The sequence below is a fragment of the Bacillus salacetis genome (assembly GCF_049177075.1).
Classification (GTDB): domain Bacteria; phylum Bacillota; class Bacilli; order Bacillales; family Bacillaceae_B; genus Rossellomorea; species Rossellomorea salacetis_A.
In genome coordinates, this window is the sequence record NZ_CP185377.1 from 3,307,817 (window position 1) to 3,330,170 (window position 22,354).

Here is a 22,354-nt window from a genome sequence, read left to right on the forward strand (position 1 = left end):
AAACCCCGTCGAAAAAACGGGGTTTCAAGAAGACTTAACATATTCCGCAACACGGTTCCTGCCTGCCTGCTTTGCACCTGTATACAGGGCCCGGTCCGCATGCCTGATGAGGGACATACTGTCGTCGGCATCAAGAGGAGCGGTTGCCACTCCGATACTGGCCGTCACATTGAGTTCAAGGGTCTTTCTCTCGGCTTCAAGATTACTATGTAAAATGAATGGACGGTCTGCAATTGTCCGTCGCACAATCTCCGCAATAAGGAAGGCGTCTTCTTTTGTGGTATCAGGCAGTAATATGACAAACTCCTCACCGCCGTAACGGGCGACCGTTCCCTCATCTCCTATAAGTGTTTCCAGTCTCCTGGCCAGCTCATAAAGAATCTCGTTTCCACTTTGATGTCCATAATTATCATTGACGGATTTAAAGTGGTCAATATCCAGCATGATTAAAGACATACAAACTCGTTCTCCCGCTTGCATCGAATTAAACTCACTGGACAGCAGGTTTTCGAAATACCTGTAGTTATAAAGCTTGGTCAGGGCACAGCGTTCACTGTTCCTTTTAGTTGTTTCATAGTGCCGTGCATTTGCGATGGCGACACCAAGGTATGAACACAAGATATCCACGATCATCAACTGATACCTTTTGTATGCCCTCTTTTTAGAAGATGCCAGAAGCAGGACTCCTCTCACCTTTTGGTTCCTGACAATCGGAACGCACAAAACGCTTTCCACATTATCAGGCATATATCCTTTGACAACTTCAGTCCAATCGGATTTTGTATGGAAAAGCGCCGACTTACCCGTTGCCCACACCAGCCCGCTGATTCCTTCATTTCTTTTCAGCGGTGGAAGGTCTATATGTTTGTTTTCATTGTTTTCGACTCGTCTCAAAAGGACCAGTTCATCCCCTTTGACGTCCAATATGTAAGCAAATTCAACCGGCAGGGTCTGAAGTATTTTATCAAGGAATAATTGAAGCACTTCATTCACCTGGAGGCTTTCAGTCAGCTGATGGCCTATTTCCACGGCCTTCTGCAGGTATTGATTAATCTGTTCAGATGAATTATAAAGCCTTAAAATCATCGCCCCCGAGATAAACGGAAGGCCAATCAGGAACAGCGCGATCGGACCGATTTGATATTGAAGATAAAATAAGCCAAGACCCATAGGAAACATAATGAGCATTGCTGAAAAGTCCCATTTCAGGTCCTCGCCGAACAGCTTGAACTTCCGATTTAAGAATGCATGGAAGCCTATTAATAAGACTTGATTGAATAATATGGATGAGACCTGATAGATGAGGGCCGGGAAAAATATTGATTCAACAGGAGAATACCCAATCGTTCCCCCGATAGAAAAATACACCAGGCCGCTGAACACAGACATCAGAAAGAACATGATAGAGTTCCAAGGTACGCGGTACAAGTCACTTCTTCCGACTCTAAGGCGGATCATATATGTAAATATGGCGATTTGCAGAAGTATCACTTCGAAAAACAGCCCGAATTTTAAAAAGGCAGCCAGTGAAACCCACTGTATGAGCAAGATGGGAAGGCCGTTAATAACGATTGGCATCACAGAAATTATTATAGTAAAAATAATAAACGCCAGCATACTGTATGCATCAGCGTTTACTGGAGGGAAGTATTGATACATAAAATAAATGCCTGCAGGTACTAACAAAGCCCAAACTGCCCAGATTATTGTTTCCTGCGTTCTGCTGATTCTCATCAATATCCCCTCCATTCTATTACCTTTAAAACGAAAATCTCTAAAAATTAGTTAAAAAGTCACAAGTTTAAGAATATTTTATCAAATACTTCTAAAAAAGTCATGATAAATTCACAAATATTATCAGGTGTTGACAATCTTCGGTCTGACAGCAGACAAGAAGTAAAGTGACCCGGTAACAATCATTATATCATCTTCAACAGCCTCTGTTATAAAGGTTTCCAGATACTTTTCCCAATCTTTTACGATATGGTGTTTATCAAATGTAAAATACTCTTTCAGCTCTTGCGGCGAAGCAGCTCTTGGAAAGTCAAATGTAGTCAATGCTATATCATCTGATACGTTTTCAAGTTCCCTTATCATGGATTTTAGGTCTTTGTCTTTTAATGCCGCTAACAGGATATGTACCTTGTTCTCGTTGAACCTTGTCTTGATGGTATGGATCAACGCCTGCATTCCTTCAGGGTTGTGGGCACCATCAAGATAAACAGCCGGCATTTGATATACTTTATCCATTCTTCCCGGCCAATAGGCTGCGGCCAAGCCTTTCTCAATGGCCCTTTCTTCAATTCGATAAGAATATCTCTCTTTCAAAATATCGGCAGCTTGAACAGCGAGAGACGCATTTTCGGTTTGGTGTCTGCCTAACATTTTAATTTCATAACTTCTACTCATTTGACTGCTGAAGAAATCAAATCTTTCCCCACGCTGTGAAGGTCCTGTATACCTGACTTCAAAGTCACGATTCATCAAATATAAATCAGCTTTCAGCTCTTCTGCTTTAGATAGAATCACTTTTTGGGCGTCTGGCTGTGAAGCTGCAGACACAACAGGTTTACCTTCCTTGATGATCCCCGCTTTCTCAAAAGCGATTTCTCCAATCGTATCCCCCAGGAATTGAGTATGGTCCATACCAATATTCGTGATGATTGAAATCATGGGATCAATGACATTGGTGGAGTCAAGCCGGCCTCCGAGTCCTACTTCGAATAAAACAATGGAAACAGGATTCATTCTGGCAAAATAATATAAGGCCATGCAGGTAATCACTTCGAATTCAGAAGGGCCTCCCCAGTCGGTTTCTTCCAGTTCATCTGCAAGGGGGATGATCATATTGACCAGTCTAACAATTTCTTCATCAGAAACCGGTTTTCCATTAACGCTGATCCTTTCGTTGAATACTTCAAAGTAAGGAGAAGTGAATGTGCCGGTATCATAGCCTGCTGACTCCAATATATTACGCAGGAAGGTAAGGGTGGAACCTTTTCCATTCGTACCAGCGATATGAACGGCTTTCAGGTCTTTTTCCGGATGGTCCAGCTTTTCCATCATCCATTCCATTCTGTTTAAACCCGGCTTGATGCCAAGCCTTAATCTGGAATGAATCCAGGCAACGGCTTCCTCATATGTATGTATCATTTCCGGCCTCCTATCTAAAATCGGGACCGGCCCCATAGGCGTAAGCACCTTGGACCAGTCCCGTTATTTTGCCAGTTTTACTGACCTTTCAATTCTTTGATACGCGCTTCGACTGTGCTGCGTTTTTCAAGATAATCCGCTTCTTTTGCACGCTCCTCGTCAACAACTTTTTGAGGGGCTTTGCTGATAAATTTCTCGTTGTTCAACTTGCCTTGTACCCTTGAAACTTCTTTATTCCATTTTTCAAGTTCTTTTTCCAGACGGGCGATTTCTTCATCAATATTGATGAGCCCTTCTAAAGGAAGGAATAGTTCAACTCCAGTCGCAACAGCGGTCATTGCTTTGTCTGGCGCTTCAATTTCAGTAGATATCGTCAGTTCTTCAGGGTTACAGAAGCGTTCAATATAGCCTTTGTTCTTTTCAAGGGTCTTTTCAGTTTGCTCATCTTTTGCTTTAAGAAGAAGCTTGATCTGCTTGCTTAACGGTGTATTCACTTCAGCACGGATATTACGTACTGATCGGATGATTTCAACCAGCAGCTTCATTTCTTCAGCAGCAGCTTTGTCAGTGAACTCATCTTTTGCAACCGGCCAGGCTGCAGTAGTGATGGATTCGCCTTCATGCGGCAAATTCTGCCATATTTCCTCGGTAATAAACGGCATGAATGGATGAAGAAGTCTCATTGTGTTATCAAGTACATATGCGAGAATCGACCTTGTCGTTTTCTTAGCCGCTTCATCTTCCCCATACAGCGGAAGTTTCGCCATTTCAATATACCAGTCACAGAAATCATCCCAGATGAAGTTATAAAGGACACGGCCAACTTCGCCGAATTCATAGCGGTCAGCCAGTTTTGTCACGGTTTCAATCGTTTCATTCAAGCGTGTCAGGATCCACTTATCAGCTACAGATTTTTCGCCTGTCAAATCGATCTCTTCGTATTTCAGTCCGTCCATATTCATCAGGGCAAATCTTGAAGCGTTCCAGATTTTATTGGCAAAGTTCCAAACGGATTCAACTTTTTCCGTTGAATAACGAAGGTCCTGGCCAGGTGAGCTTCCTGTTGAAAGCATATATCTTAGAGCGTCGGCGCCATATTGGTCGATGACTTCCATTGGATCGACACCATTACCAAGGGACTTACTCATCTTGCGGCCGTCTTCAGCTCTTACAAGACCATGAATCAGTACATCCTTGAATGGACGTGTTCCTGTAAACTCCAGTCCTTGGAAAATCATTCGGGAAACCCAGAAACCGATGATGTCATAACCTGTTACAAGAGCATCTGTCGGATAGTAACGCTTGAAATCCTCTGCTTCAGTGTCCGGCCAGCCCATTGTGGAAAAAGGCCATAATGCTGAACTGAACCATGTATCAAGGACATCTTCTTCCTGTCTCCAGTTCTCAATGTCAGATGGCTCTTCTTTGCCAACAAAGATTTCACCTGTTTCTTTATGATACCAGGCCGGGATGCGGTGTCCCCACCACAGCTGGCGGGAGATACACCAGTCACGTGTGTTTTCCATCCAGCGAAGGTAAGATGTTTCGAAACGGTCTGGAACAAAGTTTACCTTTTCCTCATCGTTCTGAAGCTCAATCGCTTTGTCCGCAAGAGGCTGCATTTTTACAAACCACTGAGTAGAAAGATATGGTTCAACTACTGCTCCGCTTCGTTCAGAATGGCCAACAGAGTGCATATGCTCTTCAATCTTGAAAAGTACGCCGGATTCTTGCAAATCTTTTACAATTTGCTTACGGCATGCGAAGCGGTCCATTCCTTTATATTTTTCAGCTTTGTCATTCATTGTGCCGTCTTCATTCATCACCAGGATGCGCTCCAGGTTGTGGCGGTTTCCGATTTCGAAATCATTAGGGTCATGCGCTGGTGTGATTTTAACGGCACCAGAACCAAATTCCATATCTACATAGTCATCACCGACGATGGGGATTTCACGTCCGACAATTGGCAATGTCACTTTCTTGCCAATCAGATGCTTGTAACGGTCGTCTTCAGGATGAACAGCAACAGCCGTATCACCGAGCATGGTTTCCGGGCGGGTTGTCGCAATTTCTATATGTCCCGACCCATCGGCCAGAGGATATCTCATATGATAGAATGCACCTTGAACATCCTGATGGATAACCTCGATATCAGATAATGCAGTCTTCGTGGCCGGATCCCAGTTGATGATGTACTCACCACGGTAGATCAGGCCTTTTTCGTATAAATTAACGAAAACTTCTTTAACCGCATCCGAAAGCCCCTCATCCAATGTAAAACGTTCCCTGCTGTAATCAAGACCCAGTCCAAGCTTTGCCCATTGTGCACGGATATGCTTGGCGTATTCCTCTTTCCATTTCCAAGTTTCTTCAAGGAACTTTTCACGGCCAAGGTCATATCTGGTCTTTCCTTCATTACGAAGTTTCTCTTCAACTTTGGCTTGAGTAGCAATTCCTGCATGGTCCATCCCCGGAAGCCACAAGACATCATAGCCCTGCATCCTCTTCATTCTTGTCAGGATATCTTGAAGTGTCGTATCCCATGCGTGACCCAAATGAAGCTTACCCGTTACGTTCGGCGGCGGGATTACAATCGTGTACGGTTCTTTTTCATTATCACTTGCCGCTTCAAAATATTTACCGTCCAGCCACCACTGGTACCGTCCGTTTTCAATCGCTTGCGGATCGTATTTGGTCGGCATGCTGATTTCCTTGTTTTCCATAATCGTTTCCTCCTTAGAGTTGATGCTGCTATGTGGTTTTTCCCAGAAAAATAAAAAAACTCCACTCGTCTAAAAGGACGAGGGAGCTGATTCGCGGTACCACCTTTTTACACAGGCAAAATTCACGCCTGGCACTTCATTGAGATAACGGCTTTAAACCGGCTTCCGCTACTGATGGTTCACGGAAACTGCTCGAGGGCGACATTCCTTCGTCTTAGCCTGGGAAATCTTTCAGCATGTGATTTCCCTCTCTGGAGGCGAGTTTCAAAGTACTCTTCCCTTTCTCTGCATTTCAAATGTATTTACTATTATTCAATATAGTATAAGATTTTAATTCTGTTCGTCAATCATTATCGCCCATTTTTTAAAAAATAATTCAAAAAAGTTTCCGGACAATTGTGGAACAAATAAATAAACGGCACATAGAATAGTATAAACCTTTTTTGGAGGAGATAAAATGCGGAGAAAATATAATCCCTATACACTGCCTCCTTGGCTTCGTACATGCCGGAATGTATGTAAGCAGTTCAGTGTTCCCTTCTGTATTTTCCAGGGAATCCGGACCATACTCATCCCTACTACCTTTGATGTATTGCTTTTGGCGATTTTCATCGGTCTTGCCCTTGCACTTTATTTTGAATGGCTATAGAAAGGAGCTTCTCCCCCGCTATGAGGATGAAGCTCCTTCTTGTGCGTTCTGTTTCGCTTCTTTTTTCTTCTGTTCCCACTCTTCCCATTTCATAACAATATACTCAGTGTTTTTTAACAGCCAGTAGTGATGCTGCAGCTTTCTTAGAAACTTGATTTCATTCCTTTTTTCACGGGGTGTTTCGTGATATTTCTTCACTATCGAAATCAGGCCGCTTGGATATGCCAGATAGCTTAGGAATAACAGCTTCTCCTCATTCCGAAATGAAAAATGACTGCAATAGGTCATGACCCAGTCAAAGCATTCATCATAAGCTTTTGGGTACGTCTTCAATGTTCTGGACAGGAATGGAAGCAGATCATGGATGGGAGAGGCGATTCTGGTATTTTCAAAGTTAGAAAAATATCCTGATCCCCGTTCATCATATAAAAAATGTTCCGGAGAGATTTTTCCGTGGACCACCACACTCCTCACCTTTTCAAGATCTTTCGATTCCTCATACCAGCTGTCAAATTTCTTTCTCGCAAACCGCAAAGCCTGCGAAGCATCCCCATAATACATACAGTAAGATAACTGGAACGGTGACATATACCATTCCTTCTCACAAATCTCTATATACTCTTCAAGGAAATTTTGTTCTTTCTCCCATCTCGAATTCACAGTTTCGTAATGTTCTTCACGTTCCTCTTTGCCGATTTTTTGTTCTTTGGAAGAAAGGGTATGAAGCCTGGCGAGTTCACGGAAAAGTGTCTGATGCCTTTCAAAATGATCTTCTTTTACTTCATTAGCGAGCCATGGCATTACATAATACAAATCATTCTCATGCCATACAGCATACCGGCCATCCTGGGTAGGATAGATTGGCACAATCCGGTGATACCCTGACTGAAAAAGATGCTGCACATTCCTGACAAAGTCAACCCCTGTTCCGGCAGGGATTTTTTTAACTGCGAGTGTTCCCTTTTCTGTATATACCTTCTTGACTCTGCCAAAATCCTCTACAAAATGAGGCTGAACACCGTAAGGCTTCAAAACAGCAGTTAAATTTTGGTCATTAGCCATTCCCTTCACCTGCTTTATTATTTAAACGTTAAAAAAGAAGAGCAAGGATCAGACCTTGCTCACCACAAGTTAATTTTTATAGACTGCTTCTTCTTGAGGGATATACAAGACCTGACCTTCAGAAACATCCTGGTGGGCTTCCAAATGGTTCACACGCAATAACTGAGGGATCGATAACTCATATTTATCTGCAATCAATTCAAGAGTTTCCCCTTGCTGAACGATACAGACCTTCATTTTCGCCGCTCTTTCTTCATCTTTTCTGGCGAAGAAGTCTGTTAGAGATATGGTTTCAGATTTCTTTTTGAATAGGGATTTTTTCTTGGTTTCCGCTTCCGGGGAAGAACTGCTTTCCTCTTCGTACTCCAAGTCTTCCTCTTGTTCAACTTCCTGCACTGGTTCTACTGCTTCTTCTTCCTCGAATTGGATTTGTTCTCCTCTTGCATATTCGAACTCTTCTTCATCATAGGAGAAAACAGGTGCAGCCTCCTGTTTGGCTTCATAAGAAATAGGTATGACAACTTCTTCCTCTTCTTCCGGCGCCTTTCTTCCTTCTACGGTAAAAGGCTCATAAGTATCTTCTTCCTCACCTGCAGGCTCTTCTTCATAATAAACTTCTGTTTCAACTTCGGCTTCTTCCTCATCTCTACCAACTTCATAATCTGCTTCTTCCAATTCACCGAATGATTCCTCTTCCTCTGCCTCCTGGAAAATTTCAGCGGCTGGGGCAGAACGATAGACCGGTTCTATGACCTGGTCCTCCGCGAGTTCAATTGGAGCATGAACTTGCTGTTCACCATAAATTCCCGAAATGGTCAGGTCGGCATTCAGTTTCAGGCAGGCATTTTCCGGAACTACATAATCAAAAGAGTCCACATAGACATCGATTTCATCCAGGTTTGCAATCCGGTTTTTGGGGATTGTGACATCGACAGGGAAACTGTGTGTAAACTCGCATTCTCCCTTTTCTCTGTAATCCACTCGATGTACATACTTTCCATTATGCTGAAGATCATACCAGTTATCCGGCTCCTCTTCTTCATTGGAACTTGTCGGTAAATATTCACCTGTTAAATCCAGAGTTCCCCGGATTAACACATATTGTTCCTGCTCTTGGATCGTTATATGGGGATCTAAAGAGATGGAAAGCAATTCTTCTACTTCCTGTCCTTTTTTAAACCAAACAGCTTCTTCCAATGAAAATCGCAAGCACGATTGTTCTTGTGACAAAGAAAACTCCTCCTTTCAATTCCGTAACAAGGTATATCAATGTCATTATCAACTTATGAGGAGGAGTGTAAGAATATGAATTGAATTTTAAAATGATCTTTTAATAACATTCTTTTCGCTAAAAGGGGCTGTTGAAAAAGTAATGGATTTCCGCTCCAGGCGCACGACTCCGCGGGGCGGGCGGTGAGCCTCCTCGGCTGCGCCTGCGGGGTCTCACCTGTCCCGCTAGTCCCGCAGGAGGTCGCACGCCTTCCGCTCCAATCCCCTACGTCAAGAGGGGGAGGGTTATAACTGGAAATTATCTTTAAAAAACTTCACTCCCCTCACGTTCACTAAAAAAGCTTCGTGGTAAAAGCTGATAAATCTTCATATCTATCTTAGGAATCATGCATAAAAAAAGACAAAGCCAGCAGTCTGGCTTTGTCTTGTAATGTCATTATCCTTTAATTCGCTGGAACGCTTTTTCTGCTGCTTGAATGGTTTTCTCAATGTCTTCATCTGTATGGGCTGTAGACAGGAATAACCCTTCAAACTGTGATGGCGGAAGGAAAACACCTTCGTTTGCCATTTCACGGTAGTAGCTTGAGAACAGCCCAAGGTCAGAGCTTTTAGCACCCTCATAATTCTTCACTTCATTGTTTGTGAAGAAGATGCCGATCATGGACCCTGCACGGTTGATGGTATGAGGAATATCATATTTTTCAGCAGCTGCATGAAGGCCTTCTTCAAGGCGGTCCGCTTTTCTTTCGAATTCTTTATAGCTTTCAGGTGTCAACTGGCTCAATGTTTCGTAGCCTGCAGTCATGGCAAGAGGATTCCCAGACAAGGTACCTGCCTGGTAGATAGGACCGCTTGGAGCGATTCTTTCCATGATTTCCGCTTTACCGCCGTATGCACCAACAGGAAGGCCGCCGCCTATCACCTTACCAAGGCAGGTCAGATCAGGCGTCACGCCGTAATATCCCTGGGCACAGTTGTATCCAACACGGAAGCCTGTCATGACTTCATCAAAAATCAGAAGTGATCCATGTTTCTCAGTGATCTCACGCAGTGATTCAAGGAAACCAGCCTGCGGAGGAACAACTCCCATATTTCCTGCAACGGGTTCTACGATGACTCCGGCAATGTCGTCTCCGAATTGTTCGAAAGCATAATTAAAGCTTTCTAAATCATTATAAGGAACTGTGATGGTGTTCTCTGCAACACCTGCAGGAACTCCAGGGCTGTCCGGCAATCCCAGAGTGGCTACTCCGGATCCTGCTTTGATCAGCAGGGAATCACCGTGGCCATGGTAACAGCCTTCAAATTTAAGAATTTTATTCCGGCCTGTGTAACCACGTGCAAGACGAAGTGCACTCATCGTTGCTTCTGTCCCCGAAGAAACCATCCTTACAATTTCAATGGACGGTACACGTTCAATAACAAGCTCTGCAAGCTTGTTTTCAACCAATGTTGGGGCACCGAAGCTTGTACCCAGTTCGGCAACTTCTTTTATGGATTGGACCACTCTTTCATTTGTGTGGCCAAGAATTAATGGTCCCCAGGAAAGGACATAATCGATATATTCATTCCCGTCGATATCATAAATTTTCGAACCCTTACCTTTTTCCATGAAAATGGGATCCATATCGACTGATTTAAATGCACGGACAGGACTGTTAACCCCGCCAGGCATTAACTTCACTGCTTCTTTGAATGCCTGTTGTGAATGGTCATATTTGCGCATGATAAGTTCCTCCGTTTTCTTTAAAATTCGTCACTTCCTTGTAAAAAAGAGAAGTAACTTTTTTAAGTCTTACTGAGTCTGTGTCTTCTTCAAGAGCTTACTCACCTTTGATCCAGGCTGCCGCATCTTTTGCTGCATATGTGATGATCAGGTCTGCTCCTGCTCTCTTCATGCTTGTCAGTTTTTCCATTACCATTGCCTTTTCATCAACCCATCCATTCGCTGCCGCTGCTTTGATCATGGAGTATTCTCCGCTGACATTATAAGCAACTACCGGAGCATTGAATTCATTTTTAACATCCCGGATGATATCCAGGTAGGACAGGGCTGGTTTTACAATTAAGAAATCCGCTCCCTCTTCCATATCGGATTGAGCTTCACGAAGAGCTTCCCTTCTGTTGGCAGGATCCATCTGATAGGTTCTGCGGTCACCAAACTGGGGCGAGCTGTGAGCTGCATCTCTGAATGGACCATAGAAGCTGGAAGAATATTTAACGGCATAAGACATGATTGGAACATCCATGAATCCCGCTTCATCCAATCCTTTTCTGATAGCTGCAACGAACCCATCCATCATGTTGGACGGAGCGATGATGTCGGCTCCTGCTTCCGCCTGGCTGACAGCCGTCTTTGCAAGAAGGTCAAGTGTTGGGTCATTCAGGATCTTACCGCCTTCCACAATGCCGCAATGTCCATGGCTTGTATACTGGCACAGGCACGTGTCAGCAACTACAACCATCTCAGGATAATGCTCTTTGACAAGGCGGGTCGCCTGCTGGACAATTCCATTGGCGTCATAAGCGCTTTTCCCCAGCTCATCTTTTTCTGCAGGTACTCCAAAAAGAATGATGGAATAGATACCGAGACTGTTCAGCTCATCCAATTCAGCTTTTAGATAATCTAAAGAAATCTGATAAACACCCGGCATGGAAGCAACAGGGTTCTTTACATTATCTCCTTCAACTACAAAAAGCGGATAGATCAAGTCTTCTGTTCTCAAGAAATTTTCTCGCACCATCGCTCTTAAATTTTCTGATTGGCGGAGACGGCGGTGACGGTTGAATTTCAAATCTTTCATGCTTATTCCTCCTACTCTCTTTCAAACGAGTTATAATATTGGGCTAATCCTTGTATCATCTCTTCAACTGTATATCTTTCAGGGGCGACTTGTACAGCCAAACCGCAGCTTTCTGCAGCTTCCTTCGTAACAGGGCCGATACATACAATGGCAAGGCCGGACAAAAAATCATGTAAATGATGGTCATTCACGACCTTCATAAATCTCCTAATTGTCGAAGGGCTGGTGAAGGTAAGGGCTGAAAGTGCTCTTTCTTTAAGCGAAGCAATCAATCTATCTGCACTATCTGCGGGAAAAGTGGTTTCATATGTTATCCATTCATCGATGAGTTTGTTTCTCTCCAAGAAATACGAAGAAATGGTGTCCCTTGCAAGATTGCCTTTAGACAGGAGGACATGGCCAGCGTCAGGAAATTGATCCAGAAATTCCTTCGCAAAATCCAATCCAGTATAATAAAGTGGAACAAAATCCACCTGGATTCCACGTACTTCCAACGCCCTCTGTGTTTTCTCTCCTACAGCAGCAAATTTGATACCGCTGCCATCAAGCGAGATGTTCAGTTCCGCCAGCTTCTGAAAGAAGAAATGGACTCCATTTTTACTAGTAAAAAAAATCCACTCATAGGATTTCAGTTTATCTAAATATGTACGTTCATTTTTATCTTGGAAAGGCTTGAAAGAGATCAGCGGGACAATACGGGGGATACCGCCATACTGCCTGATGATATCCGCCATCCCTTTCGCTGCCTTTTTTTCTCTTGTCACAAGAATTTCTCTACCTGCAAGCGGTAAAGAGGGATTCATTACTGGTCAAGCTCCTCTTTTACTTTATCAATCAGAGCCTTGGCACCTCTTTCAGTGAGCATCGCTGCGGCTTCTTCACCTACTTGGATTGGATCAGAACCAGAAACGGTCTCTTTGTAGATATCTTTACCATCCGGAGAAGCGACTAATACCGTAAGCGTTACATCTTCATTTTGATTCAGTTCAGCATAACCGGCAATCGGCACTTGACAGCCTCCTTCCATTTTGTGAAGGAAGGTGCGTTCTGCTGTAACTGTTTTTGTTACTTGAGCTGATGCAAACTTGCTTAACAAGCCTAAAACTTCCTCATCATCTTCACGGCATTCGATAGAGAGAGCACCCTGTCCGACAGCGGGCACGCAAATTTCCGGTTCCAGGAATTCCGTTACTACATTGGATGTCCAGCCCATTCGGGACAAGCCTGCTGCTGCTAAGATAATAGCATCATAATCTTCATTTTCCAGTTTGGATAAGCGTGTATCGATGTTCCCTCTGATCCACTTGATTTCCAGATCCGGACGCTGTGCAAGAATCTGCGCTCCCCTTCTCAAGCTGCTCGTACCGATAATCGAGCCTGCAGGAAGGTCACTCAATTTTACATGATTCTTCGAGATAAATGCATCGCGGTGATCCTCCCGCTCAGGGATACAGCCAATGCACAAACCTTCAGGCAGTACTGCCGGCATGTCTTTCATGCTGTGTACTGCCATATCGATTTCCTTATCGAGCATTGCTTGTTCAATTTCTTTTACGAACAAACCTTTTCCGCCTACTTTTGACAGCGTCACATCAAGGATTTGATCTCCTTTAGTGACAATTTCTTTAATCTCAAACTCAAAAGAAGAATCCAATTCTTTCAACTTATTAATGACCCAATTCGTTTGTGTTAATGCAAGCTTGCTTCGACGTGAACCTACTATAATTTTTCGCATTTCAAACCTCCTAAGCTTATGAATACCAGAAATGGAATGATGACAGGCGGCTGGCAAGAAGGAAATTAATCAAGATTACCAGAAAAGCACCAACATTTAATAATGCCAAATTCTTGCCATATACCTCTTTCCGTACACGTAAATATAAAAATACACTATAGATAATCAATAAAATGAATGAACCAATGATTTTAGGATCATACCAGATAAAATCAGGCAGTTTGATAATCGCCCACTGCAGACCCAGGATCAGACCAAGGAGAAGCATGGCCACTCCTATGGCATTCAATATATATGCACCCTTTTCCAGTTTCGACAAATCACTGATTCTCCATAACCTCGGTCCCCACTTTTTCTCCTTAAGAAGCTTGTATTGCAATAGATAAAGAAGAGAAAACACAAAAGACAGGGAAAAGGCTCCATATGAAAGGATGGCCATCGTGATATGAATCAGCAGTAGTTCTGAAACCAGTTGTTCTGCCATCGCATTGGATTCAACCTGTACAGGCGCAAATGTATGTATGGCCATAATGATGAACCCCAGGATATTCGTAAAGAATACCGTAAAGTCCACACGGAGAACCCTGTTAATGGCAAGGGATAGGGTGATTAAAACCCATGCATAAAAATAAAGCCCCTCAAATATGGTGAGGACCGGGAATCTTCCTGTGCGCATCATGTAAAGAAACAAAAAGATTGTTTGAAGAACCCAAACAATCGCAAGAAGCCAGAAGGCAAACGTGTTTGCCTTCCGGTTTTTGTTTAAGAAATCTATGAAGTAAAAAAGAATGCTGATAGCATACAGAACAATCATCAGTTCATGCAGCCTGGTCATTGTTTGTTCAAACATCGGCACTAACCTCGCTTATGATTGAAAAGAAGGCTGGAGTTTGACTGCAACTCCCGTCTTTTCTTTCCCCTTGCTCTCAAGTGCATCTGTCTGTGGCTGCAATTGTTCCTCAATGTTGAAAATTTTAATGAATAAGTCCAGTTTCTCCTGGCCGTCAGGCAATGCTGCCAGCTCCTTCACCTGGAGGATTGGATCTTTCAGTAACTGATTGATGATGCTTTTTGTATGTTTGTTCAAAACCTTGCGTTCACGGTCAGTCAAGTCAGGCATTTTGCGTTCAATGCTTTCCATTGTCTGTCCCTGAATCAATAAAGCTTTCTCTCTTAGCGCTGAAATGACTGGTACGACTCCAAGCATATTGAGCCATTCCTTAAAGGCAACAATCTCAGCTTCAATCATGATGCCGATAGATTCTGCTGCTTTTTGTCTTTCAGCCATATTTGCCTGGACGATACCTTCCAAGTCATCAATGTCATATAAAAACGCACTGTCCAGATTCTCGATGGCAGGATCGATATCTCTAGGTACAGCAATATCCACCATAAATAAAGGACGCCCTTTTCTCATGCGCTCGACTTCCACCATTTGATCTTTAGTGATTACATAGTCCTTGGCACCTGTAGAGCTGATAAGGATATCGGCTTCGACAAGGGCACACTGAAGTTCCTGCAGCGATTTGGCATTCCCATGGAACTTATCTGCCAAAGAAACCGCTTTTTCAAACGTACGGTTGATGACAGTCACCTTTGTAGCTCCGCTGCCATGCAGGTTCTTGATCGCCAATTCACCCATTTTACCGGCACCAAGAATAAGAACATGCTTTCCGCTTAAGTCACCAAAGATCTTTTTGGCAAGTTCAACGGCAGCATAGCTGACAGAAACAGCATTGGAACCAATTTCTGTTTCTGAATGGGCTTTCTTTGCCAAAGTAATGGCCTGCTTGAACAAATGATTGAACACAGTACCTGTTGTACCTGATTCCTGGGCAGACAAAAAGCTCGACCTGATTTGGCCAAGGATTTGTGTTTCTCCGACAACCATGGAATTCAAACCGCACGTTACATTAAATAAGTGCTCAACAGCACCATCCTGCTCATATATGAACAAATAAGGAGAGAACTCCTCTTTATCGATGTCAAACCATTGGGATAAAAATTCTTTAATATAATAACGACCTGTATGAAGCTGATCTACGACCGCATATACTTCCGTCCTGTTACATGTAGAAACGATCACATTCTCAAGGATACTCTTTTTACCCTTAAGTGTTTCCATCGCTGTTTGCAGGTCTGCTTCATTAAAAGATAAACGTTCACGAATCTCGACAGGGGCCGTTTTGTAATTTAAACCGACTGTAATTATGTGCATGACAGAAATGACACCCCCAAATTAATCATTAACTCTAGTATAACATGTACGACAAATATCCCATTCAATTAAATGTGAACATACCATGAAACCTGTGGTACCATTAAGTGTAAAGACGGCTCGCCCAGGTCCGACAGGCGTTGATTCTTTCCACAGATGAGGACGCTCTTTGTCCTCGGCTGAGGAAAGAATAACGACCCGAGGACCTAGCCGTCTGCACCGGATACCATTAAAAGTGGAGTCGGCTCGTTCAGGCCCGACAGGCGTTGATTCTTTCACCAGATGAGGACGCTCTTTGTCCTCGGCTGGTGAAAGAATAACGACCCGAGGGGCTAGCCGACGGAACTGGATAGCGAAACATGTGTGCAAGCGGCTCGCCCAGGTCCGACAGGCATTGAATATAATCCAGATTTCCTATACGTTTTATACCCTGTTTTCAGACATTTATTTGAAACTTTACATAAACTTATTCTTTTCGACAGAGTTTCCTATGTTAGATTAACAAATCAGACATTAATATTCAAGTTTACAAATTGGAGGCAAATATGAAAGGACAACGGCTGTTTCCAGGAATGATCCTGATAGGTTTCGGAATCTACTTTTATCTTCAGCAATCCAACATCACCATTTTCAGAGAATTTTTCACTTGGCCTACTTTATTAATCATTGTTGGCGCAGCTTTCCTGGCCCAAGGGTATAAAGGGAGAGATTATGAATCCATTTTGCCCGGGACCATCCTCACCGGGTTCGGGCTGCATTTTCACATCACCAATAAGGTTTCTATCTGGCCTGACCATATCGGTATTTTTATTCTTATTATTTCCCTGGGTTTTCTGCTCAGATATCAAAAAACAAACAATGGCTTGTTCCAAGGAGTACTCTTCCTTATTTTAGCTATTATTCTTTTGTTTTATGATAAAGTTTTGATGGGGCTTGGCCTTCTTCAAGGGGGAGTGGATGTCATTCGTGACTTCTGGCCTTTGATCATTGTTCTGATAGGCGTGTATCTGCTATTCATCAAGAAAAAATAAAAACCAGGAACCGCGATTGCGGTTCCTGGTTTCTTACTATTATAAAATTGAATCGAGAAATTCTTTGGTCCTCTGTTCTTTCGGATTACCGAATAATTCCTCAGGAGGACCCACTTCAACAATCCGTCCATCGTGCATATAGACTACCCAGTCAGCAACCTCGCGGGCAAATCCCATTTCGTGGGTGACGACAACCATCGTCATTCCTTCAAGGGCAAGCTCTTTCATTGTAGACAGGACTTCCCCCACCAATTCCGGGTCAAGGGCGGAAGTCGGTTCATCGAACAGCATGATATCCGGTTTCATAGCCAATGCCCTTGCTATTGCGACACGCTGCTTCTGACCACCTGAGAGTTTCGATGGATATACATCTGCTTTATCCTTCAAACCTACTTTGCTCAGCAGTTCCATCGCATCCGCTTTTGCCTGGGACTTTGAAATCTTCTTCACTTGAACAGGGGCTTCCATGACATTTTCCAGAACAGTTTTATGAGGGAATAAATAGAAGTGCTGAAACACCATTCCCACTTTTGCCCTGACTTCATTTAAATCATGAGTGCCTCTGTTTACCTCTTCACCTTCAATGATGATCTTGCCGCTGTCTTTTATTTCGAGGAAGTTCAAACATCTTAGCAGGGTACTTTTTCCTGAACCACTGGCTCCGATAAGACAAACAACATCACTCTCTTTTACGTTGATATCTATATCCTTCAACACATGAAGATCGCCAAAGGACTTATTCAGCTTTTCAACTTTAATCATTTCCTGAGTCAAATTATATCCCTCCATCTGTTTGGGAAGTTATTTTTATTAGTCACTCAAAGACATACGTTTTTCCACGAAATTGACAATCACAGAGAAGAATAGTACCAATACTAAATAGTACACTGCAACAATCAACAAGTATGTCATGTAATCGAAATTATTAGATCCTAGTGTGGTTGCAACACTGAAGAGCTCGTACATGCCGATGAAGGATGCAAGCGAGGAGTCTTTCAGCGCAATGATAAATTGATTTCCAAGCGGCGGAAGCGCCCTTCGGAAAGCTTGTGGAAGGATTATCCTTCTCATGGTCAAACCGCTGGACATCCCCAATGAACGTCCTGCTTCCATTTGTCCTTTATCAATGGATTGGATTGTCCCTCTGAAAATTTCAGCTATATAGGCACCATTATGGAAAGCCAAACCAAGCACCACCGACCAGAAGCCGGAAATCTGAAGTGCCGTCAATCCAAAGTAGAAGATGAAGATCTGGACGATCAAAGGTGTTCCACGCACTACAAATATATAAATATCAGCAATGATTTCCAGAACTTTTACTTTTGATATTTTCAAAAAGGCGAAAAATAAACCTATGAATATAGCAATGAATACGGATACCACAGTCAGTTCAAATGTTAAAAGCATTCCTTTCAGGAACACATCAATGGTACCAGCAAATGTTTCTAAAAAGTTCACCCTATTCCCTCCTGTTTCTTTTTATTTTTTGCTCTGTTAAACCAGGGCTTCTGGATTTCCCTCAATACACACCCTTATGAAATAAGAATTTACGGATAGAAAAAGCGAATGCGCTAAATGTGCACATCCGCCCTAAAATTGATGATGTTTATTCTTCTCCCTCAGGGTCAGTTGTAATGTCTTCTCCAAAGTATTCTTGACTTATTTCTGCCAATGTTCCATCTTCCCTTAGTGTTTCCAAGGCTTCATTGATGGCTTCCAGCAGCTCATCATTATCTTGGGCTACAGCAATCGCCTGTTCACTGCGTCCAAGCAATTTTCTCGCATCGATTTCCAAGCCGGCTCCAATTGCTTCTTTACCGGTAACAAAGTCAGTGATGACTGCGTCGTGCTTACCTTTGCTCAATGCTTCAAGCGCTACAACATCACTATCGTATGTCTTGATTTGATCTGTCACTTCACTTGCAGTGTCTGCATAGGTAGATCCTTTTGATACAGCAATTTCCATACCTTCTAAGTCTTCCAGTGTTTCTACATCACTATCAGGACGAACAAATATCTGTGGACCTGAATAATAGTATGGAGTTGAGAAATCAACTTTCTCAGCGCGCTCATCCGTAATTGTATGGCTGGCTACTGCAGCATCAAAACGCCCTGCCTGGACACCTTCGACAATACCTGCAAATTTGAACTTCTTCTGTTCCGGATCAAGTCCAAGTTCTTCTGCAACTGCCTCCGCTACCTCGATATCAAAACCTGTCATTGTCCCATCTCCACTGGTCACACTGAACGGTTTGAATTCACCGGATGCGGCATATGTAAATTTGCCTTCATCAACTAAATTAAAGCCGCTTTCCGATGAGCCTTCAGAAGAACTCCCAGAGCTTTCCTCATTGGTACCGCACCCTGTAATTAACATGGCTGATAATGATAATGCTGCAAAACTGAATAATTTTTTCATTTTTCTGTAGTTGCCCCCTCAATTCTTTTTTATAACCTTTAAATATTATGTTAACAAACTAATGGATTATTCTCAAAATTCATAAATACTAATAAATCAGTATTTTCAAACGAATTTGGGGTTCTCGGAAAATAAGCCTCTATTTCCTTTTAAATCCATAAATTTGCCCATAATACCTTGGTTTTCCTTTACCCTCCTCTATATTTCCTAAACATCTGAAAAGTAATTTAATTGAGAAATTTGAAATTTTTGATGAAAAAAACAAAAAAAAGAGAGGACATCCACGATGGATATCCTCTCTTCATTACGTATTATCTTCTCGCATTAAGGGCTGCCCATACCTGATCTTTTCCTAAGCCTGTTTCAGACGAAAAGAGGATTACTTCGTCTCCCTCTTCTATATCCAATGCTTCCTTTGTGACCTTCAGGTGTTTCTGCCATTTTCCTTTTGGAATCTTATCTGCCTTTGTAGCGATAATGACACATGGAATTTCATGATGTTTTAGAAAGTCATACATCATGATGTCATCCTCGGTCGGGGGATGGCGTAAATCCACGATTTGAATGACAGCTCGGAGCTGTTCTCTCATCGTGATATAAGTCTCGATCATTCTTCCCCATGCTTCGCGTTCTGTTTTGGAAACTTTGGCAAACCCATAACCCGGTACATCGACGAAGTACAAGCTTTCTTCTATCTTATAGAAGTTAAGGGTTTGTGTCTTTCCTGGCTTGGATGAAATCCTTGCCATGCTTTTGCGTCCGATCATCCTGTTGATGAACGAGGATTTTCCGACGTTAGAGCGGCCCGCCAGAGCAAATTCCGGCATAAAATCTTCCGGATACTGCTCCGGTCTTACAGCGCTTATTACAAGCTCAACATTATTTACTTTCACTACTCTCACCTACTAAAGCTGTTTCTAATACTTCTTCTATATGGGATACGGGAATAAACTTAAGATCCTTTCTGACACTTTCCGGGATATCGTCAATATCCTTTTCGTTGTCTACAGGAAGGATGATGGTTGTCAGGCCGGCACGATGTGCACTAAGTGTTTTTTCCTTTAACCCGCCAATCGGAAGTACACGTCCTCTTAGTGTAATTTCCCCTGTCATGCCTATTTCCCGCTTGATTTCCCGTCCAGTCAATGCGGATACAAGGGCTGTGGCAATGGTAATCCCGGCTGATGGACCATCCTTTGGTACAGCACCTTCCGGAACATGGATATGAATATCATATTTCTCATGGAAATCTTCTTCTAGATTCAATTCAAGGGCTTTTGATCTTACATAACTGAAGGCCGCTTGAGCAGATTCCTTCATCACATCACCGAGTTTACCGGTCAATACCAGCTTTCCTTTTCCTGGAGATAGAGATACTTCTATTTGCAGTGTATCTCCTCCCACTGAGGTATAAGCCAGACCGGTGGCAACCCCTACCTGATTCTCTGTTTCAGCCTGACCGTAACGGAATTTCTTTTTACCAAGGAAATCTTCAATATTCTTTTCTGTAATGACGACTTTCTTTTTCTCTCCTGAAACAATCACCTTAGCTGTCTTACGGCATAACGTGGCCAGCTGCCGTTCCAATCCACGGACGCCGGCTTCTCTTGTGTAATACCGCACTACCGCTTGAAGGGCATCTTCCCTGACTTGAAGCTGTGATTTCGTTAAGCCATTTTCTTTAATTTGTTTCGGAAGGAGATGGTCTTTCGCGATGTTGATCTTTTCAAGTTCCGTGTAACCGGCTATTGTGATGATTTCCATACGGTCACGCAATGGGCCGGGTATGGTTGAAAGGTCGTTTGCTGTTGCAAGGAACATAACCTTCGACAAATCGTATGTTTCTTCAATGTAATGATCACTGAAGTTCGAATTTTGCTCAGGGTCCAAGACTTCAAGCATAGCTGAAGAAGGGTCTCCCCTGAAGTCACTGGACATCTTATCAATTTCATCCAGAAGGAAGACAGGATTGATGGTTCCCGCTTTTTTCATCCCCTGAATGATCCTGCCCGGCATCGCACCTACATACGTACGTCTATGTCCCCGTATTTCAGATTCATCACGTACACCGCCGAGGGAAACCCGGACAAAATTCCTGCCAAGGGATTCCGCAACAGACTTGGCAAGACTGGTTTTACCTACTCCTGGAGGTCCCGCCAGACAAAGGATGGGGCCTTTAAGTGATTGGGTCAGCTTTTGTACAGCCAGGTATTCCAGAACCCTTTCTTTTACCTTTTCAAGGCCAAAATGTTCCCTGTTAAGAATTTCTTCTGCCTTTTTGATATCCAGGTCATCTTCAGTCTGTTTTGTCCATGGCAGGGAAATCAGCCATTCAATATAATTTCTGATTACGGAGCTTTCAGCTGAGCTTGTTGGGACTTTTTCATATCTCCCAAGCTCTTTCAATACCGTTTTTTCAATTGAATCAGGCATCTCTGCTTCAGCAATGCGCTGTGTCAGCTCTTCAATTTCACCCGTTTTTCCTTCTTTATCGCCAAGTTCCTTCTGGATTGCCTTCATCTGCTCTCTCAGGTAGTACTCTTTCTGGGTGCGTTCCATTGAGCGCTTTACACGCTGCCCGATTTTCTTTTCCAGATTCAATACTTCTTTTTCATTATTAATCGTTTGAATGACAAGCTGAAGACGCTCTTTAATATCCAAGGTTTCAAGGACCTTTTGTTTTTCCTTCATTTTCAATGGAAGATGGGATGCGACAATATCAGCCAGCCTTCCAGGTTCATCGATATCCGAAACGGTGGAATACGTTTCAGCTGAAACTTTCTTGGAAAGCTTTATGTATTGTTCGAAGTAATTTAGAAGCGTCCTCATCAGCGCTTCCGTCTCCGATTCTTTTTCTTCACTGTCTTCATGTGTGATGACAGTTACTTCATAAAACTTTTCCTCATTTGTGAACTCCCTGATTTCAGCTCTCTGAATCCCTTCCACAAGCACCCTGATTGTTCCATTAGGAAGCTTCAGCATTTGTTTAACCTTCGTAAGCGTTCCCATCTTATAGAAATCGTCTACTCCCGGTTCATCTATATTCATGTCCTTTTGTGTCGTTAGAAAAATATATTGGTCATCCACCATCGCTTTTTCCAACGCTTGGACAGACCGGTCACGCCCTACATCTAAATGAAGGACCATAGTTGGATAAACAAGCAAACCTCTTAATGGAAGGAGGGGAAGAGTAATTTCTTTTTGCTTTGCCATAAATACACCTCCAAATATTCTTGCCCTTTTGCCTCTCATAAGTCTTTGTACAATTCTATCTTATTTATAAATAGGTGTCCATTTTATAGGAATGGAGCTCTTAACCGTTCTGCGGTT

Annotated in this window: 18 protein-coding genes and 1 other annotated feature; of the genes, 2 read left to right on the plus strand and 16 right to left on the minus strand. The window is 42.9% G+C overall.

The features are described from left to right. Positions 1–24 precede the first annotated feature (24 nt). The 3 genes from ACOJQI_RS17370 to ACOJQI_RS17380 form a co-directional block, all read right to left on the minus strand. Positions 25–1,734 (minus strand): diguanylate cyclase domain-containing protein, encoded by a 1,710-nt coding sequence (locus tag ACOJQI_RS17370; protein WP_421380229.1) that lies wholly within the window; start codon positions 1,732–1,734, stop codon positions 25–27. A gap of 123 nt (positions 1,735–1,857) precedes the next feature. Continuing rightward, positions 1,858–3,153: a bifunctional folylpolyglutamate synthase/dihydrofolate synthase gene (locus ACOJQI_RS17375; RefSeq protein ID WP_421380232.1), complete on the minus strand. Its 1,296-nt coding sequence runs from the start codon at positions 3,151–3,153 to the stop codon at positions 1,858–1,860. 77 nt (positions 3,154–3,230) lie between these two features. Beyond that, the gene (locus ACOJQI_RS17380; RefSeq protein WP_421380235.1) at positions 3,231–5,876 is read right to left on the minus strand and encodes a valine--tRNA ligase; all 2,646 of its coding nucleotides are present in this window, start codon (positions 5,874–5,876) and stop codon (positions 3,231–3,233) included. Between the two features lie 70 nt (positions 5,877–5,946). Then, positions 5,947–6,171, minus strand: a binding site (T-box leader). A gap of 162 nt (positions 6,172–6,333) precedes the next feature. Here ACOJQI_RS17380 and ACOJQI_RS17385 point away from each other — a divergent pair. Then, positions 6,334–6,525 (plus strand): hypothetical protein, encoded by a 192-nt coding sequence (locus ACOJQI_RS17385; protein WP_421380238.1) that lies wholly within the window; start codon positions 6,334–6,336, stop codon positions 6,523–6,525. A gap of 18 nt (positions 6,526–6,543) precedes the next feature. Here the strand turns inward: ACOJQI_RS17385 and ysxE are convergent, their stop codons facing one another. The 8 genes from ysxE to hemA all read right to left on the minus strand — a co-directional run bounded on the left by ysxE (position 6,544) and on the right by hemA (position 15,574). After that, a complete protein-coding gene (ysxE, locus tag ACOJQI_RS17390; RefSeq protein ID WP_421380241.1) occupies positions 6,544–7,587 on the minus strand; it encodes a spore coat protein YsxE in 1,044 nt (347 codons plus the stop codon). A 69-nt stretch (positions 7,588–7,656) separates the two neighbouring features. After that, complete coding sequence (spoVID, locus tag ACOJQI_RS17395) at positions 7,657–8,817, minus strand: stage VI sporulation protein D (RefSeq protein ID WP_421380244.1); 1,161 nt, start codon at positions 8,815–8,817, stop codon at positions 7,657–7,659. 436 nt (positions 8,818–9,253) lie between these two features. Then, entirely contained in the window at positions 9,254–10,543 is a 1,290-nt protein-coding gene (gene hemL / locus ACOJQI_RS17400) for a glutamate-1-semialdehyde 2,1-aminomutase (protein WP_421380247.1), read from the minus strand. A gap of 97 nt (positions 10,544–10,640) precedes the next feature. Next, positions 10,641–11,621, minus strand: coding sequence for a porphobilinogen synthase (gene hemB, locus ACOJQI_RS17405; RefSeq protein ID WP_421380250.1), 981 nt, complete (start codon positions 11,619–11,621; stop codon positions 10,641–10,643). Between the two features lie 11 nt (positions 11,622–11,632). Further along, positions 11,633–12,424 carry a uroporphyrinogen-III synthase gene (locus ACOJQI_RS17410; protein ID WP_421380253.1) on the minus strand — a complete coding sequence of 264 codons (792 nt, stop codon included), beginning with the start codon at positions 12,422–12,424 and terminating at the stop codon, positions 11,633–11,635. Then, complete coding sequence (gene hemC / locus ACOJQI_RS17415; RefSeq protein WP_421380256.1) at positions 12,424–13,356, minus strand: hydroxymethylbilane synthase; 933 nt, start codon at positions 13,354–13,356, stop codon at positions 12,424–12,426. The genes ACOJQI_RS17410 and hemC overlap by 1 nt, the downstream gene beginning before the upstream one ends. Positions 13,357–13,372: 16 nt before the next feature. Further along, the gene (locus tag ACOJQI_RS17420) at positions 13,373–14,206 is read right to left on the minus strand and encodes a cytochrome c biogenesis protein (protein ID WP_421380258.1); all 834 of its coding nucleotides are present in this window, start codon (positions 14,204–14,206) and stop codon (positions 13,373–13,375) included. Between the two features lie 15 nt (positions 14,207–14,221). After that, positions 14,222–15,574: a glutamyl-tRNA reductase gene (hemA, locus tag ACOJQI_RS17425; RefSeq protein ID WP_421380260.1), complete on the minus strand. Its 1,353-nt coding sequence runs from the start codon at positions 15,572–15,574 to the stop codon at positions 14,222–14,224. Between the two features lie 545 nt (positions 15,575–16,119). Here hemA and ACOJQI_RS17430 point away from each other — a divergent pair. Continuing rightward, positions 16,120–16,605, plus strand: a complete 486-nt coding sequence (locus ACOJQI_RS17430; RefSeq protein ID WP_421380262.1) for a LiaI-LiaF-like domain-containing protein — start codon at positions 16,120–16,122, stop codon at positions 16,603–16,605. Between the two features lie 39 nt (positions 16,606–16,644). On the opposite strand, the gene ACOJQI_RS17435 is transcribed toward ACOJQI_RS17430, so the two are convergent. The 5 genes from ACOJQI_RS17435 to lon form a co-directional block, all read right to left on the minus strand. Continuing rightward, the gene (locus ACOJQI_RS17435) at positions 16,645–17,367 is read right to left on the minus strand and encodes an amino acid ABC transporter ATP-binding protein (protein ID WP_421385502.1); all 723 of its coding nucleotides are present in this window, start codon (positions 17,365–17,367) and stop codon (positions 16,645–16,647) included. Between the two features lie 48 nt (positions 17,368–17,415). Next, positions 17,416–18,063, minus strand: coding sequence for an amino acid ABC transporter permease (locus ACOJQI_RS17440; protein ID WP_421380264.1), 648 nt, complete (start codon positions 18,061–18,063; stop codon positions 17,416–17,418). 148 nt (positions 18,064–18,211) lie between these two features. After that, positions 18,212–19,024 (minus strand): transporter substrate-binding domain-containing protein, encoded by an 813-nt coding sequence (locus ACOJQI_RS17445; RefSeq protein WP_421380266.1) that lies wholly within the window; start codon positions 19,022–19,024, stop codon positions 18,212–18,214. Positions 19,025–19,335: 311 nt separating this feature from the next. After that, positions 19,336–19,917, minus strand: coding sequence for a ribosome biogenesis GTP-binding protein YihA/YsxC (gene yihA / locus ACOJQI_RS17450; RefSeq protein ID WP_421380268.1), 582 nt, complete (start codon positions 19,915–19,917; stop codon positions 19,336–19,338). Next, complete coding sequence (gene lon / locus ACOJQI_RS17455) at positions 19,904–22,237, minus strand: endopeptidase La (RefSeq protein WP_421380270.1); 2,334 nt, start codon at positions 22,235–22,237, stop codon at positions 19,904–19,906. The genes yihA and lon overlap by 14 nt, the downstream gene beginning before the upstream one ends. Positions 22,238–22,354 lie beyond the last annotated feature (117 nt).

Bases quoted from the DNA above. Each gene is read 5' to 3' on its own strand.
- ACOJQI_RS17370 (WP_421380229.1), bottom strand. From the start codon at position 1,734: ATGAGAATCAGCAGAACGCAGGAAACAATAATCTGGGCAGTTTGGGCT.
- ACOJQI_RS17375 (WP_421380232.1), bottom strand. From the start codon at position 3,153: ATGATACATACATATGAGGAAGCCGTTGCCTGGATTCATTCCAGATTA.
- ACOJQI_RS17380 (WP_421380235.1), bottom strand. From the start codon at position 5,876: ATGGAAAACAAGGAAATCAGCATGCCGACCAAATACGATCCGCAAGCG.
- ACOJQI_RS17385 (WP_421380238.1), top strand. From the start codon at position 6,334: ATGCGGAGAAAATATAATCCCTATACACTGCCTCCTTGGCTTCGTACA.
- ysxE (WP_421380241.1), bottom strand. From the start codon at position 7,587: ATGGCTAATGACCAAAATTTAACTGCTGTTTTGAAGCCTTACGGTGTT.
- hemL (WP_421380247.1), bottom strand. From the start codon at position 10,543: ATGCGCAAATATGACCATTCACAACAGGCATTCAAAGAAGCAGTGAAG.
- hemB (WP_421380250.1), bottom strand. From the start codon at position 11,621: ATGAAAGATTTGAAATTCAACCGTCACCGCCGTCTCCGCCAATCAGAA.
- ACOJQI_RS17410 (WP_421380253.1), bottom strand. From the start codon at position 12,424: ATGAATCCCTCTTTACCGCTTGCAGGTAGAGAAATTCTTGTGACAAGA.
- hemC (WP_421380256.1), bottom strand. From the start codon at position 13,356: ATGCGAAAAATTATAGTAGGTTCACGTCGAAGCAAGCTTGCATTAACA.
- ACOJQI_RS17420 (WP_421380258.1), bottom strand. From the start codon at position 14,206: ATGTTTGAACAAACAATGACCAGGCTGCATGAACTGATGATTGTTCTG.
- hemA (WP_421380260.1), bottom strand. From the start codon at position 15,574: ATGCACATAATTACAGTCGGTTTAAATTACAAAACGGCCCCTGTCGAG.
- ACOJQI_RS17430 (WP_421380262.1), top strand. From the start codon at position 16,120: ATGAAAGGACAACGGCTGTTTCCAGGAATGATCCTGATAGGTTTCGGA.
- ACOJQI_RS17435 (WP_421385502.1), bottom strand. From the start codon at position 17,367: ATGATTAAAGTTGAAAAGCTGAATAAGTCCTTTGGCGATCTTCATGTG.
- ACOJQI_RS17445 (WP_421380266.1), bottom strand. From the start codon at position 19,024: ATGAAAAAATTATTCAGTTTTGCAGCATTATCATTATCAGCCATGTTA.
- lon (WP_421380270.1), bottom strand. From the start codon at position 22,237: ATGGCAAAGCAAAAAGAAATTACTCTTCCCCTCCTTCCATTAAGAGGT.